Consider the following 15,166-nt stretch of genomic DNA (forward strand, 5'->3'; position numbering starts at 1 on the left):
GGCATGACCGAGAAGATCCGCGTTTCCACCGATGCCGCCCCCGCCCCCGCCCACACGTTCTCGCAGGGGATCCGCAAGGGCCCGTTCGTGCAGGTGTCCGGTCAGGGGCCCGTCGATCCGACGACGAACGAGTACCTGTTCCCCGGCGACGTGGCCGCCCAGACCACCCGCACGCTCGAGAACGTGAAGGCGATCGTCGAAGCCTCCGGCGCGACGTTCGACGATGTCGTGATGCTGCGCGTCTACCTGACCAAGCGCGAAGACTTCCCGATCATGAACGACGCCTACGGGGAGTTCGTGACCGCGCACACCACGAACGGGGTGCTGCCCTCGCGCACCACCGTCTTCACCGGCCTGCCGCGCGAGGAGATGCTGGTCGAGATCGACGGCATCGCCATCGTCGACTGACCGGGGCGAAGCGGGGAGGAACGCTATCACGGACCGTTGCCTCCCCGTTACCTCCCATCCCGTACCATTGGACGTCAGGACACGTTTGAGAACCGGGGGGTGAAGTTCGTGACCGATCTGATTTCTGCGCCGGGCGCAGCAGCCGAGGCGCGTGGAGACGACTCCGCGCCCACTGCAGTGCTCACTCCCACGGACGCTCCCACCGAGACCGTTCCACCGACCACAGGCGACCAGCCCCTGGCCTGGGCACCCATCGAGCCGTCTCCCAAGAAGCGCCGCCTCGGCCTCTGGATCGGACTGGGCCTGGGGGTCGTCGCACTCGGCGCCGGCGCCGCATCCATGATCCTCATCGCACCGGGCACCACGGTCGCGGGAATTCCCGTCGGATGGATGACACCTGGAGCCGCAGCCGACGCCATCGACTCCCACCTGGCCGAGACCGAGATCACTCTCACGGGAGACGGAGACGGCACTGTTCTGACCGGCGCCGACCTCGGCGTCACCGTCGACGCGACCGCTCTCGCCGACAAGGCCTTCGCCGAGCACCCGCTGTGGAACCTCGGCGCGTGGATGGGCGACCCCGTGCCGGCGGAGATCGCATTCGACTCCGAGAAGGCGACCACCGCACTGCGCGACGCGGTACCGACCAGCTTCGACGACCCCGTGGACGCGGGTGTCGTCTTCGATGCCGCGAGCGGCACCTTCGTCATCACCCCGGCCGAAACCGGAACCGGCATCGACCTCACCGCGCTCAACGCCGCCTTCACCGAGGCGGTCGGCGAAGGCCGTACCACGCTCGAGTACTCGGGCGACGCGGCCGAGGCCCTGCCCGCCGTCTCGGACGACGATGCCACCGCCACGGCCACGGCTCTCAACACCATGCTCCCCACCGTCGGGTTCTATGTCGGCGAGGAGCGCACCGTGCCGGTGGACCCCGCCGTCGTCGCCACCTGGCTCACGGTCTCGGACGACGACGGTCAGCTGCGCATCGACGCCGATCCGCAGGCGATCCAGGCGACCGTCGACGGTCTTCCCGCTCTCGTCGACCGCGCGCCGGTCAATGCGACCAACATCGTCAACTCCGCCGGCACCGTGCTGCGCGCAGAGCAGGAGGGCGTCGCGGGGCGAGCGCTCGGAGACACCTCCGGCATCGCGGAGAAGTTCGCCGACCAGCTCGCCGCCGGCAACGGCGCCTTCGCGCTTTCGGTCACCGAGACCCCGTTCGAGACGGTGAGCCTGTTCCGCCGCATCGACATCAACCTGAGCTCCCAGCGCGCCGTTCTCTACGAGAACAACGTGGTCGTGAACTCGTGGGCCGTGTCGACCGGCCTTCCCGGAACGCTGACGCCCACCGGCAACTTCACGGTCTTCGCGCACACCCGCATCCAGGACATGGGCTGCTACGAAGGCGCCCCGTACTGCACCAAGGACGTGCCCTGGATCACCTGGTTCGCCCCGAACATCGGCTTCCACGGCACCTACTGGCACAACAACTTCGGCCAGCGGATGAGCCACGGTTGCGTCAACCTGCCGATCGACCTCGCCAAGTACGTCTACGACTGGTCCCCGAAGGGCCTCGAGGTCTCCGTCCACTACTGACGAGCACTGTCCCTCTGCGCACGCGGAGGGACAGACACGTCCCCCGCTGCCGACGAGCGCATCGTCGCGCTCCGGCATCACGCGATCAGGTCGAGTCCGGAGACAGGAGGCGCCACCCGCGCACCCGTACGCCCGACGCGGGATTCCGCGCGGACACGACGCGGGCTTCCGCGCGGGCACGCAGAAGGGGGCGGACGCCGCGGCGTCCGCCCCCTTCTGTCGACTTGTGCGTCGACTGCTCAGCGCAGTGCGTCGACGATACCGTTCAGCGTCGCGGACGGACGCATGACCGCTTCGACCAACGCGTCGTCCGGACGGTAGTAGCCGCCGATCTCGGCGGGCGCGCCCTGCACGGCGTTGAGCTCGGAGACGATGGCCTCCTCGTTCTGCGCGAGCGTCGCGGCGATCGGTGCGAACGCCGCAGCGAGGTCGGCGTCCTTCGTCTGCTTCGCCAGCTCCTGAGCCCAGTACAGACTCAGGTAGAAGTGGCTGCCGCGGTTGTCGATCGTGCCCAGAGCACGACCGGGCGAGCGGTCCTCCTCGAGGAACGTCCCGGTCGCGGCGTCCAGCGTCTCGGCGAGCACTCGGGCCTTCTCGTTACCGGTGCGGTCGGCGAAGTGCTCGAGCGAGGCAGCCAGCGCGAAGAACTCACCGAGCGAGTCCCAACGCAGGTAGTTCTGCTCGACGAGCTGCTGCACGTGCTTGGGCGCCGAGCCCCCGGCACCGGTCTCGAACAGGCCGCCGCCGGCGAGCAGCGGCACGATCGAGAGCATCTTGGCGCTCGTGCCGACCTCGAGGATCGGGAACAGGTCGGTCAGGTAGTCGCGCAGCACGTTGCCGGTGACCGAGATCGTGTCGAGCCCGTGACGCATGCGAGCGAGCGTGTAACGCGTGGCCTCCTCCGGCGCGAGGATGGTGATCGTGAGGCCCTTGGTGTCGAGGGTCGCGAGACCCTGGTGCACCTTGGCGATGATCTGCGCGTCGTGCGAACGGTTCGCGTCGAGCCAGAAGACGGCGGGGTCGCCGGTCGCACGGGCACGGGTCACCGCGAGTTTGACCCAGTCCATCACCGGGATGTGCTTGGTCTGCGTCGCGCGCCAGATGTCGCCCTTGCCGACCGTGTGCTCGATGAGCACGGTGCCCTCGCTGTCGAGCACCTGGACGATGCCGTCTGCCGCGATCTCGAACGTCTTGTCGTGGCTGCCGTATTCCTCAGCCGCCTGCGCCATCAGCCCGACGTTGGGAACCGTGCCGATCGTGGCCGGGTCGAGCGGACCGTTCGCGATCACGTCGTCGATCACAGCCTGATAGACGCTCGCGTACGAGGAGTCGGGGATCACGGCGAGCGTGTCGGCCTCTTCGCCCTCCTTGCCCCAGAGCTTGCCGCCGTTGCGCACCAGTGCCGGCATCGACGCATCGACGATCACATCGCTCGGCACGTGCAGGTTCGTGATGCCCTTGTCGGAGTTCACGTACGACAGACGCGGGCCCTCGGCGATGGCCTTGTCGAAGGCCGCGGCGATCTCGGCGCCGTCAGCCACGTTCGCGAGACCCGAGAGGATCGAGCCGAGCCCGTCGTTCGCGCTGAGGCCCGCAGCGGCCAGCTTGTCTCCGTACTGCGCGAACACGTCTGCGAAGAACGCTTTCACGACGTGACCGAAGATGATCGGGTCGCTGACCTTCATCATGGTCGCCTTGAGGTGCACCGAGTACAGCACGTCGTCGGCCTTGGCCTCTTCGAGCGTCTGGGCGAGGAACGCGTCGAGCTCCTTGGCGGAGAGGAACGTCGCGTCGATGATCTCGCGCGGGAGGACCTTGAGCCCCTCCTTCAGGACCGTGACCGTTCCGTCCTCCGCCGTGTGGCGGAAGCTCAGCACGTCGTCGTGTGCGGCGACCCAGGAGCGCTCGTTGTGCTTGAAGTCGTCGTGACCGAGAGTCGCGACGCGCGTCTTGGAGCCCGAGGCGAAGGGCTTGTTGCGGTGCGGGTGCTTCCTCGCGTAGTTCTTCACTGCCAATGGGGCACGTCGGTCGCTGTTGCCCTCACGCAGCACCGGGTTCACGGCGGAGCCCTTGATGCGGTCGTAACGAGCGCGGACGTCCTTCTCCTCGAGCGAGGACGGCTCGTCCGGGAAGTCGGGGATGTCGTAGCCCTGCTTCTGAAGCTCGGCGATGGCCCCCTTCAGCTGCGGAATCGACGCCGAGATGTTCGGCAGCTTGATGATGTTCGCCTCCGGGAGCGTGGCGAGACCGCCGAGCTCGGCGAGCGAATCGCCCACCTGCTGCTCCGGGGTGAGCTTCTGCGGGAAGGCGGCGAGGATGCGGCCTGCCAGCGAGATGTCGCGCGTCTCCACCTCGATACCGGCCTGGCCGGTGAATGCCTGGATGATCGGGAGGAACGAGGCGGTGGCGAGCGCCGGTGCCTCGTCTGTGTACGTGTAGATGATGGCGTCGTCGGTCACCGGGAGGTACTCCGTTCGCGGGGAAATTTGTCTCGATACCAAGATACCTGAGCCGGTCTGGCCCTGCGGCCTCGGCCCACGACCGGTGGCCACCCCATATCGACGAACGGCCAGAGCGCAGCGAAATGTTGTCCGGAAAGGTGTCGCGCCTGCCGGGAGGGGTTAGCCTGGGTCCATGTCCGAACTGCGCATGGTCGAACTCTCCGCTGCGACGATCGTCGCCGTGAACAACCTGTCGCTCAAGCCCGGGCAGGAGCAGTTCCTCGCTCCGGTCTCGTACGGGATCGCAGCGACCGTCATCAACCCGCAGACCTCCTGGCAGCGGGTGATCCTGGACCGCAACGAGGTCGTGGGCTTCGTCAGCGCCAACTTCGACGCGGAGGCACCGGAAGAGCACTTCCGTTCAGTGCTGTGGCGCATCAACGTCGATGCCGACGACCAGGGCCGCGGTGTCGGCCGGTACGCCGTTGAGGCGCTCGTCGATGAGGCCCGCGCGCGCGGCGTCGACCACGTCAACGTGATCTACGAGGCGGGCGAGGGCGGTCCGGAGACCTTCTTCCACCGTGTCGGCTTCACCCCCGTGGGCGAGACCGCCTACGGCGAGGTCATCGCCGAGATCCGGGTCACGACCTAGGCCGGGCGGCGGGGTCTCGAATCCCCTCCCCCATCGAGACCTCGTCGCCCTTTCACGGGGTTTCGGGGGAGCGCTCTCACGACCTCCTCACGTGACGCACTGTCGTGGCGTCCCCCTCGTGACTCAGGGGCGTTCGTCCGGCTTGCCACCGCCGGGCTTGCGCCGATTCGTCCACGACGTGAGGGCGGCCGCAGCCGCACCGGCCGCTCGGTCGAGGGCTTCCGCGGAGCGGCTGAGCATGTCCTGCGCAGCGTCCTGCCACGCTGCCGTGGTCGGCGCCTCCCCCGCCTGCACCTTCGCGGCGTGCTCGGCCGCTTCGAACGCGCGCTCGAGCTCGGCGACGGCATCGCGATAGGCGGCGAACTCCGCCGGGGTGATGCGTCCGGCCGCCGCGCGGCGCATGTCCGTCGCGTGGCCGGCAGCACGGAAGTAGGCCGCCGTCTCGGGACTCTTGACGTCGGTCATCGCCGGATAGGAGATCTGCAGTGCCGGATCGGTCTCGTACCGCATCCACCGCGCCGTCACAGCATCGTGAGCGGCGTGCAGCCGCTCCAAGGGACGGGGCTCCGATGCCGAGGGCACCGCGGCCCGCGCCGCGTTGAGACGCACCTGACGCGCGCGGACATCGGCCGAGGCGGCCTTCGCATCACGCTCCCGCTCCTTCAGCATCCGTCGCGCACCGGCCACCTGTTCGGCCGTCGCCCGCTGCGCCGCCCGCTCAGCGGTGACGCGAGCCAGGTCGGCGCGTGCGATCTTCCAGGCGGTGCGCCTCTCGGCCGCGGCCAGTTGCGCCTCCCTGAGATCATGACGCGCAGCATCGACTGCGAGGCGGCGTCCGCTCACCGTGCTGTTGCGACGACGCATTCCCATCACCCCCACCGTCCCCGCGGCGACCGCACTCGGCGCGATCCACCACCACTCGGCAACGAGCAGCAACGGGTCCATACCTCGATGCTACCCACGCACCGCGCTCGATGCGCGCCCCCGGACGTTCGCCCGAGGTCTCGACTGCTGCGGCCGTGATCGCCTCGCCGGGACGATGAGGCGGGCGTGGTCGCAGCAGTCGAGAGGGCGATCAGACGAGCGTCTCCTGCCACGCCGCGTGCAGCTGGGCGAACTTGCCTGTTCCGCCGATGAGCGCGGCAGGGGTGTCATCCTCGATGATGCGTCCGTGCTCCATCACGAGAACCCGGTCGGCGATCGCGACCGTCGACAGGCGGTGCGCGATGATGATCGCCGTGCGGTCCCTGAGAAGGGTCTGCAGGGCATCCTGGATCAGTCGCTCCGACGGGATGTCCAGCGACGCCGTGGCCTCGTCCAGGATCAGCACCGCCGGGTCGGCGAGGAAGGCCCGGGCGAACGAGATGAGCTGACGCTGACCGGCCGAGACCCGACCGCCGCGCTTGTTCACATCGGTGCCGTAGCCGTCGGGGAGCGACGAGATGAACCCGTCGGCGCCCACGGCCCGCGCCGCCGCCTTGATCTCGTCGAGCGTCGCCTCCGGCTTGCCGAGGGCGATGTTGTCGGCGACGGTCCCGCTGAACAGGTAGGCCTCCTGCGTGACCATGACGATCGCGCGGCGGAGGTCCTTCGGGTGCAGCGAGCGCAGGTCGACGCCGTCGAGGGTGACCCGCCCATCGGAGGGGTCGTAGAACCGGGAGATGAGCTTGGCGAGTGTCGACTTGCCCGCGCCGGTCGTGCCCACCAGAGCGATCGTCTGCCCGGCCGGGATGTCGAGGGAGAAGTTCGGGAGGATCGTCTTCTCTCCGTTGTAGCCGAACGTCACCTCGTCGAACTCCACGTGCCCGCGGGCTTCCCAGAGGTCGATCGGCTTCTCGGGATCCGGAACCGTCGGCACCTCCTCGAGCACGCCCGACACCTTCTCCAGCGCGGCCGTGGCCGACTGGTAGGAGTTCAGGAACATCGCGATCTCCTGCATCGGGGCGAAGAAGTTGCGCACATACAGCACCGCCGACAGCAGCACGCCGACGGTCAGCGCCCCCTCTGAGACGCGGATACCACCCCACAGCACGACGATTCCGAGCACGAGGGCCGCGACACCCATGAGCCCGGGCTCGAACGTGCCGAACAGCAGCATCGAGCGACGGTTGACGTCGCGATAGTCACCGGCGATCTCCTGGAACGCCTTGTCGTTGCGCGGCTCCTTGCGGAAGGCCTTCACGGCCCGGATGCCGGTCATCGTCTCGACGAACTGCACGATCACCTTCGCGCTGATCACCCGCGACTCGCGGTAGACCAACTGCGAGCGCGAGTAGAACCACTTCATCAGGAAGAACAGCGGCACGCCGCCGATCGCCAGAATGAGACCCGACTGCCAGTCCCAGAAGCACAGCGCGATGAAGGTGAAGAGCCCGAAGAGCACGCCGGAGACGAGCTCGTTCAGACCGCCGTCGAGGAGCTCCTTGATCGAGTCGAGGTCACTCGTCTGGCGCGAGATGATGCGCCCGGACGTGTACGACTCGTGGAACTCCAGGCTCAGGCGCTGGGTGTGCAGGAAGATGCGTTTGCGCAGATCGAGCAGCACCGCCTGGGTGAGCTTGGCCGCGATGATCACGTACCACGCGATCAGCACGGCGGCGAGCGCACCCGCCAGCAGATAGATGCCGCCGATCATGAACGTCGGCATCCAGTCGGCCCGATCGATGGCCGCGGGCAGCGCGCGATCGAGGCCGATGCTGATGAGGATAGGGCCGGCGACCTGGAGGGCGGTCGACACGATCAGCACCGCGGCGGCGAGGACGATCCTCGGCTTCAACGGGCTGACCAGGGATCCGAGGAGTCGGAGGGATCGACGACGGATCTCCCGGCTCTCTTCGCGAGTGTACTCGGAACGATCCTCGTTCTGGGTTCCGGTGACGGCGGAGCTCATCGCTGCACCTCCTTCTCGGTGATCGGGTCTTCGTCGGCGGCCTGCATCCCGAGGCCCTCGCGGACCTCTTCGTCGATCTCGGCCTGCTCATCGCGGATCACGGGGATCGCGCCGGTGCGCGCCGCTTCCTCGGCCTCCAGGCTCGAGATGACGTGGCGGTAGTGCCGGCTCGACTTGAGCAGCTCGGAGTGCGTCCCCACCGCCGTCACACGACCCGCCTCGAGCAGGGCGACGCGGTCGGCGAGGGCGACGGTCGAGGGCCGGTGCGCCACGATCATGGCCGTGGTGTCGGCGAGCACGTGTCGCAGGGCCTCCTCCACGAGGGCCTCGGTGTCGACATCGAGAGCCGACAGCGGGTCGTCGAGCACGAGCACCTTCGGCTTCGCCGCGACCGCACGGGCGAGGGCGAGCCGCTGACGCTGGCCGCCGGAGAGGCTGAGCCCCTCTTCACCGATCACCGTCTCGACGCCGTCGGGCAGCGCGTCGACGAACGACGCCTGGGCGACGTCGAGGGCCTCGCGGAGCACGCGCTCGCCTTCGTCGCTGTGCACATCGAGTTCGGCACGTCCGAGCAGCACGTTCTCACGGACCGTCGCCGAGAACAGTGTCGCGTCCTCGAACGCCATGGCGATGTGCTGACGGAGCTCGGCGAGAGGGAGATCCCGCACATCGACACCGTCGAGCGTCACCTTGCCGCCCGTCACGTCGTACAGACGCGTGGGCAGCGTGGTGAGAGTGGTCTTGCCGCTGCCGGTCAGGCCCACCAGCGCCATGGTCTCACCCGGGCGCAGCACCAGGTCGATACCGTCGAGCAGATCCCGCTCGTGGGCACCGGCGTCCTGATAGCGGAAGTGCGCGTTCTGGAACGCGAGCTCCCCACGCGGGTTCTCGATGTGCACCGGGTTCTCCGGGTCGGTGATGGTGTTGGTCTCCGAGAAGATGTCGAACACGCGGTCGGTCGCCGTGCGCGCATCCAGCATGAACGAGAACAGGAAGCCGATCGACTCGATGGGCCACCGCAGCACGACCGCCATCGCGAAGAAGGCGAACAGCTGTGCCTCGTCGATCTGCCCCACGGAGATCAGCCAGATGCCGGACATCAGGCTGAGACCGAAGGCGATCTGCGGCATGAGGTCGAGCCAGAACCAGATCGACGCGATCGCGCCGGCCTTGCTCATCTCGGTCTCGCGCAGCGTCTCGGCCTGGCGGCTGAAGCGGCTGAGAGCGTGCTTGCCACGACCGAACGCCTTGAGCACGCGGATGCCGTGCACGCTCTCCTCGACACTCGTGGCGAGGTCGCCGGCCTGGTCCTGGCTGCGACGGGTGAGCGCGCCGTAGCGCTTCTCGAACAGGTAACCGCGGATCCACAGCGGGATCGCGGTCACCAGGAAGATCGTGCCCAGCAGCCAGTGCCAGCGGAACAGCAGCACGGAGCCGATGATGATCGTGAGGATGTTGACGACCAGCAGCACGAGGCCGAACGCGAGCCAGCGGCGGATGAGGCCGATGTCCTGCATCATGCGGCTGAGCAGCTGTCCGGAGCCCCACCGGTCGTGGAACGACACCGGAAGGGTCTGCAGGCGCGAGTAGAGCTCGGTGCGCATCTTGTACTCGACCTCGGTCGAGGGGTTGAGCACGAACTGGCGTCGCAGCCACACCATCAGGGCCTCGCCGAGGGCGAGAGCGAAGACGGCGACGGCACCCCAGACGATGGCGCTGATCTCACCGGAGCGAACGGGTCCGCTGATGATCTGCTCGAGCACGATCGGGATCATCAGGGCGATGACGGCGGCGATGAGCGCGCTGGCGGCACCGCCGGCGAGCCGCCAGATGACGGGCTTCACGAAGGGCTTCAGGCGCCACAGTGCGGCCGGAGTGGAAAGGGTCGATGAAGGCGAGGGATTCTGCACGGAAGGCGAGGAAGACATGTCTCTCAGACGAGTTTCGTATGGAAAGCGATTGCGGAGGGGGACGGATACGAGAGCGGACTCGTGGAGTCCGGTATCCGACGAAGAAGGGGCGGGGTGGCTCTAGGAGAGCGGACGCGCCGGGGTCGAGCCGAGAGCTGCGATCCGCGCGGTGGCGATCGTGGTCATGGTGTCCTCCTCAGGGGCTCGGCGATGTCGTCCGGTTGGCGCGACAGCCCACCAGCCTATTGCTGTGAACCAGCTGAAAGCAAGAGTCATTCCCGATTCGTCGACCGCGGCTCTCGAAGACCGCGGAGGGGGACGCCGGGAGCCTCAGGCGAGGGCTGCGGCTCCGAGCCCGGATCGGAGGAACCGCTGCAGGTTGCCGCCGAGGACGGCGAGGATCTCCTCTTCCCGCCAGCCACGACGCATCAGCGCCTCGGTCACGAGCGGGAGACCTGCCGGGCCCTCGAGGCCCGGCAGGTACCGATCGGCCGGCACGCCCTCGATCGTCGTCTGCACGCAGCACGGTGCCGTGGTGTCTTCCAGCACTTCGCGGACGAAGTCCGGCCCCATCCCGACGTGTTCGATTCCGGCGACCGACACCACGCGTTCGAAGTGGTCGATCAGTGTGTCGATCGTGTACGCGCTCTCATGCAGGTACGGAGCGAAGAAGTTGACGCACACGACTCCCCCGCTCTCGGCGACCCCGGCGATCTGGGCATCGGTGAGGTTGCGGTGGTGGTCGAACAGCGCACGGGCCGAGGAATGCGTGGCCATGACCGGGCGCGTGGCGAGCTCGAGCACGTGGTCGACCCCGCCCGCTCCGAGGTGGCTGATGTCGAAGATCATGCCGATGCGCTCCATCTCGGCGAGCGCTCGGACCCCGGTCCGCGTCAGCCTGCTGCCTGCGGCGTCTTCGCCGCTGCCGTCGGCGAACGCGCTGCGCCCGAAGTGCGCCACCGAGCCGATCCGCACCCCGAGGCGATGCACGGTCTCGAGGAGCTCGACGTCGTCGGCGATGCCGGGCATCCCCTCCAGGGCGAGCACCAGCGCGATGCGGCCCTCGCCGATCACCCGATCGATGTCGTCGCCATCCCGGCACAGACCGACGGTGTCTGCGTTGCCCTCCGCCAGCCGATGCGCGGCCTCGATCATGCGGAGGGTGCGACGCAGCGCCCCCTCCGGGCGATACACGTCATCGATGAACACGGGCAGCACCTGCAGCCCGACACCGCCTTCGTGCAGCTGGGGAAGCCACTGGGCGCGGAAGTAGTCCGACCACTCGTCCGCGGGGCGGCTCGCCACCGAGCAGAGCAGATCGTTGTGTGCGTCGGCGACGACGGCGCGGCGGTGGAGGGCGAGTGCATCGTTGGCGGTCACGGCACGAGCCTATGGCCGCGTCGGTCGGGATGCTTCGTCGACGGGCACCATGTCGACCGCCCGTCGTGGTGCCGGCGACTCAACCCGCGCGACTCTCGCGCGCGAGCAGGCTCTCCTTGACATCGATCCCCCAGGCGAATCCGCCGAGGGTGCCGTCGGTGCGCAACACCCTGTGGCACGGGACGAACAGCGCCGGTGCGTTGCGCGCGCAGATGGATGCCGCCGCTCGCACGGCGCGGGGATTGTCGAGCCGCGTCGCGAAACCGGTGTACGTCAGAGGCTCGCCCGGCTCGATCGACCGCAGCGCCGACCAGCCGGCGAGTTGGAGGACTGTTCCGGTCTGCTTCACGGCGACATCGTCGATCGCGGAGAGGTCGCCGGCGTAGTAAGCGAGCGCTGCCTCGGCGGCCTCGGTCTCACCGTCTCGGAGATCTTCCGGTCGGTGCGCCGCGGACAGCCTGCCGAGGATCGCCTCGACGTCTGAGGTCCATCCGGAAGACAGTACGCGCTGCCGGTCGTCGGCAAGGATCGTGAACGCGCCGTCCGGCGTCTCGATGGTCTGGATGAGGGCGGTCATGAGGTCTCCTTCGTCGTCGTGTCTTCCGCGGGGGTGGGACGTGCCGCAGCCGAGGCGCGTCGAGGACCCACGGGGCGCACAGGTGCTGCGCGCCACAGGTGCGCGCTGAGATAGCTCCGCCAGGGGGCGGTGCGCTCGGCCCAGGCGGTGAGCGCACGTGGTTCGCCCGGCAGGCCGGAGGCCGCAGCGCCGGCGCGCAGCGCGACGTCTCCCGGGAGCAGCACATCGGGATCGCCGAGCACACGCATGCGCACGTAGTCGGCTGTCCAGGGTCCGATTCCCGGCATCGCGAGCAGAGCAGCGCGCTGGTCGACACCGTCGTCTCCGACCGTGAGCGTCAGGGAGCCGTCGGCGAGAGCGGCCGCAGCGCCGGTGATGGCGCGGATGCGGGCGGCCGGCCCTCGCAGCACCTCGGCTCCGTGGGCGGCGATCGCGGTCATCGTCGGGAAGAGCAGCCCGTTCTCGGTGCGCTCCCCCAACGCCTCGGCGAGCGCTGTGAGCGCGGTCCGGGCGGCGACCACGGTGATCTGCTGACCGACCATGGCGCGGATGAGCATCTCATGCGGATCGGCCGAACCCGGCACCCGGATGCCGGGGGTGCGCGCGACGAGCGGGGCGAGTTCGGTGTGCGCGGAGAGCGCCTCGTCGATCGCCTGCGGATCGGCATCGAGGTCGAAGATGCGCCGCACGATCGACACGAGCGGGGCCAGGTCTCCCAGCCGCGCGACCCGGGCGCGCAGGTGCAGACGAGACGCATCGTCCTGACGCACGTCGAACCATGCGGGTCCTCCCGACATCCGCAGATGCCGGGAGAACGACGTCGACGTCGTCTCCTCGATACCGGGAACGGCGCGTGCCGCCATCCAGGCGAAGATGCCGCTCGCGTCGAGCGGGCCGCGGTAGGGCAGCACGAGGTCGATCGCGCCGGGAACCGCGGACGCCGGAAGCCTTCGTCGGGCCCTGAGCTCGCCCGGGGTGAGTCCGAAGACCTCGCGGATCGTGTCGTTGCATTGTCGGATGCTGGCGAATCCGGCGGAGAACGCGACATCGGAGATCGGCATGTCGGTGCCGACGAGGAGCATGCGCGCGGTGTGCGCCCTGTGTGCTCGCGCCAGTGCGAGCGGCCCGGCGCCGAGTTCGGTGGTCAGCAGCCGCGTGAGGTGCCGGCTGGAGTATCCGAGGCGCGCAGCCAGCCCGGGAACGCCCTCGCGCTCCACCACGCCATCCGAGATCAGGCGCATCGCCCGCGCGGCGGTGTCACCGCGGATGTCCCACGCGGGAGAACCGGGCGCCGCCTCGGGCAGGCATCGCTTGCACGCCCGATACCCGGCCTCGTGAGCCGCGGCGCTCGTCGGATAGAAGGTGACGTTCTGCGGCTTGGGCGTGCGGGCGGGGCAGCTCGGACGACAGTAGATCCCGGTCGAGCGGACGGCGGTCACGAACTGCCCGTCGAAGCGGGTGTCGCGCGCGCTGATCGCGCGGTAGCGCTCGTCGAAGTCGGTCAGGGGGAAGCTCATGCCTCCACTCTGTCACGCTCCCTCGACGCCGACTGGCGGAAATCGGACACGGCTGTCGAGTCGGGAACGCCGAGACCCACCCGCCTCGTCCACCCCCACGTCGCCGGAGCGGCGCGTGCGGGTCTCGACGTGGAGAGTGGGTCTCGAGGTGCGAGCGCGGAGAGCACTCAGTGGAAGAAGTGGCGCTCCCCTGTGAAGAACATCGTGACGCCGGCCTTGCGAGCCGCGTCGACGACCTCCTCATCACGCACGGATCCGCCCGGCTGCACGATCGCCGTGACTCCGGCGTCGATCAGGACCTGGGCGCCGTCCGCGAAGGGGAAGAACGCATCGGAAGACGCGACCGATCCGGCGGCGCGGTCGCCTGCGCGCTCGACCGCCAGCCGGCACGAGTCGACACGGTTGACCTGGCCCATGCCGACGCCGACCGTGGCGTTGTCCTTCGCGAGCACGATCGCGTTCGACTTCACCGCGCGGCACGCCTTCCACGCGAAGATGAGGTTCTCCATCTCCTCGTCGCTCGGACGCTCGCCGGAGACGAGCTCCCAGTTCTTCGCGACGGAGACGATGTCGTCGGGGAAGCGGTCGGCGTCCTGCAGCAGCAGTCCACCGGAGACGAGACGCACATCCATGCGCTCCTGCTGCCAGTCCTCGGGCAGCTGCAGCAGACGCAGGTTCTTCTTCGCCTTGAACACCTCGAGCGCGGCCGGCTCGAACGACGGCGCGACGATGACCTCGGTGAAGATGTCCTTGAGGTTCTCGGCCATCTTGAGGGTGACCGTGCCGTTGGCCGCGATCACCCCGCCGTATGCGGAGACCGGGTCGCACTCGTGGGCGCGCAGGTGGGCGCTGGCGATCGGGTCGAGAGCGTTCGGCGCGGTGGTCGCGATGCCGCACGGATTGGCGTGCTTGATGATCGCGACCGCCGGCTTGACCATGTCGTACGCGGCACGCAGCGCGGCGTCGGCGTCGACGTAGTTGTTGTACGACATCTCCTTGCCCTGCAGCTGCGTCGCCTGGGCGATGCCGTGGCCGCCGGCACGGGTGTAGATCGCGCCGCGCTGGTGCGAGTTCTCGCCGTAGCGGAGCGTGGCAAGGCGCTCGGCCTGGATCGTCAGGTGGGTCGGGAGGTCGCCGTCATCCTGCAGCGTCCCCTCGGCGAACCACGACGCGACCGCCGTGTCGTAGGCCGCCGTGTGCGCGAAGGCGCGGGCGGCCAGTTCGCGGCGCTGCGACACCGATGTGCCGCCGTCGGCGAGGGCCGAGATGATGCCGGGGTACGACTGCGGTGAGACCACGATCGCCACGTTGGCATGATTCTTCGCGGCGGCACGCACCATCGCGGGCCCGCCGATGTCGATCTGCTCGACGACATCGTCGCCGACGGCGCCCGAGGCGACGGTCTCGACGAACGGGTAGAGATTCACGACGACGAGCTCGAACGGGGTGATGTCGAGTTCGGCGAGCTGGCGCTCGTGATCCTCGAGGCGCAGATCGGCGAGCAGACCGCCGTGGATCTTCGGGTGCAGCGTCTTGACGCGACCGTCGAGCATCTCGGCGACCCCCGTGACGGAGGCGACGTCGGTGACGGGGAAACCCGCATCGCGGATGGTCGATGCCGTCGAGCCGGTCGAGACGATCTCGACGCCCGCGTCGGCGAGAGCCTCGGCGAGGACCAGGAGATCGGTCTTGTCGCTCACCGAGACGAGAGCGCGCCGGATCGGCACGGTGTCGCGATCGCGGTAGAGCGTGGGGTCGTGGCGGGGGCCGGCCATGATGGGCTCCTTCGTGC

The 15,166-nt window shown here is 68.7% G+C and carries 11 protein-coding genes; 3 read left to right on the plus strand and 8 right to left on the minus strand.

Features of this window, described 5'->3' with window-relative positions:
* Positions 1–3: 3 nt before the first annotated feature.
* Positions 4–408: a RidA family protein gene (locus tag ACLFA2_RS03435; RefSeq protein WP_021198847.1), complete on the plus strand. Its 405-nt coding sequence runs from the start codon at positions 4–6 to the stop codon at positions 406–408.
* Between the two features lie 99 nt (positions 409–507).
* On the plus strand, positions 508–2,007 hold the full coding sequence (locus ACLFA2_RS03440; protein WP_426622041.1) for a L,D-transpeptidase family protein: 1,500 nt from the start codon (positions 508–510) through the stop codon (positions 2,005–2,007).
* Between the two features lie 239 nt (positions 2,008–2,246).
* On the opposite strand, the gene ACLFA2_RS03445 is transcribed toward ACLFA2_RS03440, so the two are convergent.
* Positions 2,247–4,466, minus strand: coding sequence for an NADP-dependent isocitrate dehydrogenase (locus ACLFA2_RS03445; RefSeq protein WP_426622042.1), 2,220 nt, complete (start codon positions 4,464–4,466; stop codon positions 2,247–2,249).
* 175 nt (positions 4,467–4,641) lie between these two features.
* On the opposite strand from ACLFA2_RS03445, the gene ACLFA2_RS03450 reads away from it, so the two are divergent.
* Entirely contained in the window at positions 4,642–5,100 is a 459-nt protein-coding gene (locus ACLFA2_RS03450) for a GNAT family N-acetyltransferase (protein WP_021198850.1), read from the plus strand.
* 123 nt (positions 5,101–5,223) lie between these two features.
* Here ACLFA2_RS03450 and ACLFA2_RS03455 read toward each other — a convergent pair whose 3' ends face one another.
* The 7 genes from ACLFA2_RS03455 to purH all read right to left on the minus strand — a co-directional run bounded on the left by ACLFA2_RS03455 (position 5,224) and on the right by purH (position 15,149).
* Positions 5,224–6,045, minus strand: coding sequence for a hypothetical protein (locus ACLFA2_RS03455; protein WP_051668037.1), 822 nt, complete (start codon positions 6,043–6,045; stop codon positions 5,224–5,226).
* Between the two features lie 130 nt (positions 6,046–6,175).
* Positions 6,176–7,990: an ABC transporter ATP-binding protein gene (locus ACLFA2_RS03460; protein ID WP_426622043.1), complete on the minus strand. Its 1,815-nt coding sequence runs from the start codon at positions 7,988–7,990 to the stop codon at positions 6,176–6,178.
* Entirely contained in the window at positions 7,987–9,918 is a 1,932-nt protein-coding gene (locus ACLFA2_RS03465; protein WP_031206834.1) for an ABC transporter ATP-binding protein, read from the minus strand. The genes ACLFA2_RS03460 and ACLFA2_RS03465 overlap by 4 nt, the downstream gene beginning before the upstream one ends.
* Before the next feature lie 312 nt (positions 9,919–10,230).
* The gene (locus ACLFA2_RS03470; protein WP_347125113.1) at positions 10,231–11,280 is read right to left on the minus strand and encodes a dipeptidase; all 1,050 of its coding nucleotides are present in this window, start codon (positions 11,278–11,280) and stop codon (positions 10,231–10,233) included.
* 79 nt (positions 11,281–11,359) lie between these two features.
* Positions 11,360–11,857, minus strand: a complete 498-nt coding sequence (locus tag ACLFA2_RS03475; RefSeq protein ID WP_021198854.1) for a methylated-DNA--[protein]-cysteine S-methyltransferase — start codon at positions 11,855–11,857, stop codon at positions 11,360–11,362.
* Positions 11,854–13,374: a DNA-3-methyladenine glycosylase 2 family protein gene (locus ACLFA2_RS03480; RefSeq protein ID WP_347125111.1), complete on the minus strand. Its 1,521-nt coding sequence runs from the start codon at positions 13,372–13,374 to the stop codon at positions 11,854–11,856. The genes ACLFA2_RS03475 and ACLFA2_RS03480 overlap by 4 nt, the downstream gene beginning before the upstream one ends.
* A 167-nt stretch (positions 13,375–13,541) precedes the next feature.
* On the minus strand, positions 13,542–15,149 hold the full coding sequence (purH, locus tag ACLFA2_RS03485) for a bifunctional phosphoribosylaminoimidazolecarboxamide formyltransferase/IMP cyclohydrolase (RefSeq protein ID WP_029258569.1): 1,608 nt from the start codon (positions 15,147–15,149) through the stop codon (positions 13,542–13,544).
* Positions 15,150–15,166: the final 17 nt, after the last annotated feature.

Origin of the sequence: Microbacterium sp. As-52 (assembly GCF_049949185.1) — a bacterium.
In the GTDB taxonomy this organism is placed as follows: Bacteria; Actinomycetota; Actinomycetes; order Actinomycetales; family Microbacteriaceae; genus Microbacterium; species Microbacterium maritypicum_A.

Bases quoted from the DNA above. Each gene is read 5' to 3' on its own strand.
- ACLFA2_RS03475 (WP_021198854.1), bottom strand. From the start codon at position 11,857: ATGACCGCCCTCATCCAGACCATCGAGACGCCGGACGGCGCGTTCACG.
- ACLFA2_RS03435 (WP_021198847.1), top strand. From the start codon at position 4: ATGACCGAGAAGATCCGCGTTTCCACCGATGCCGCCCCCGCCCCCGCC.
- ACLFA2_RS03455 (WP_051668037.1), bottom strand. From the start codon at position 6,045: ATGGACCCGTTGCTGCTCGTTGCCGAGTGGTGGTGGATCGCGCCGAGT.
- ACLFA2_RS03480 (WP_347125111.1), bottom strand. From the start codon at position 13,374: ATGAGCTTCCCCCTGACCGACTTCGACGAGCGCTACCGCGCGATCAGC.
- ACLFA2_RS03460 (WP_426622043.1), bottom strand. From the start codon at position 7,990: ATGAGCTCCGCCGTCACCGGAACCCAGAACGAGGATCGTTCCGAGTAC.
- purH (WP_029258569.1), bottom strand. From the start codon at position 15,149: ATGGCCGGCCCCCGCCACGACCCCACGCTCTACCGCGATCGCGACACC.
- ACLFA2_RS03450 (WP_021198850.1), top strand. From the start codon at position 4,642: ATGTCCGAACTGCGCATGGTCGAACTCTCCGCTGCGACGATCGTCGCC.
- ACLFA2_RS03465 (WP_031206834.1), bottom strand. From the start codon at position 9,918: ATGTCTTCCTCGCCTTCCGTGCAGAATCCCTCGCCTTCATCGACCCTT.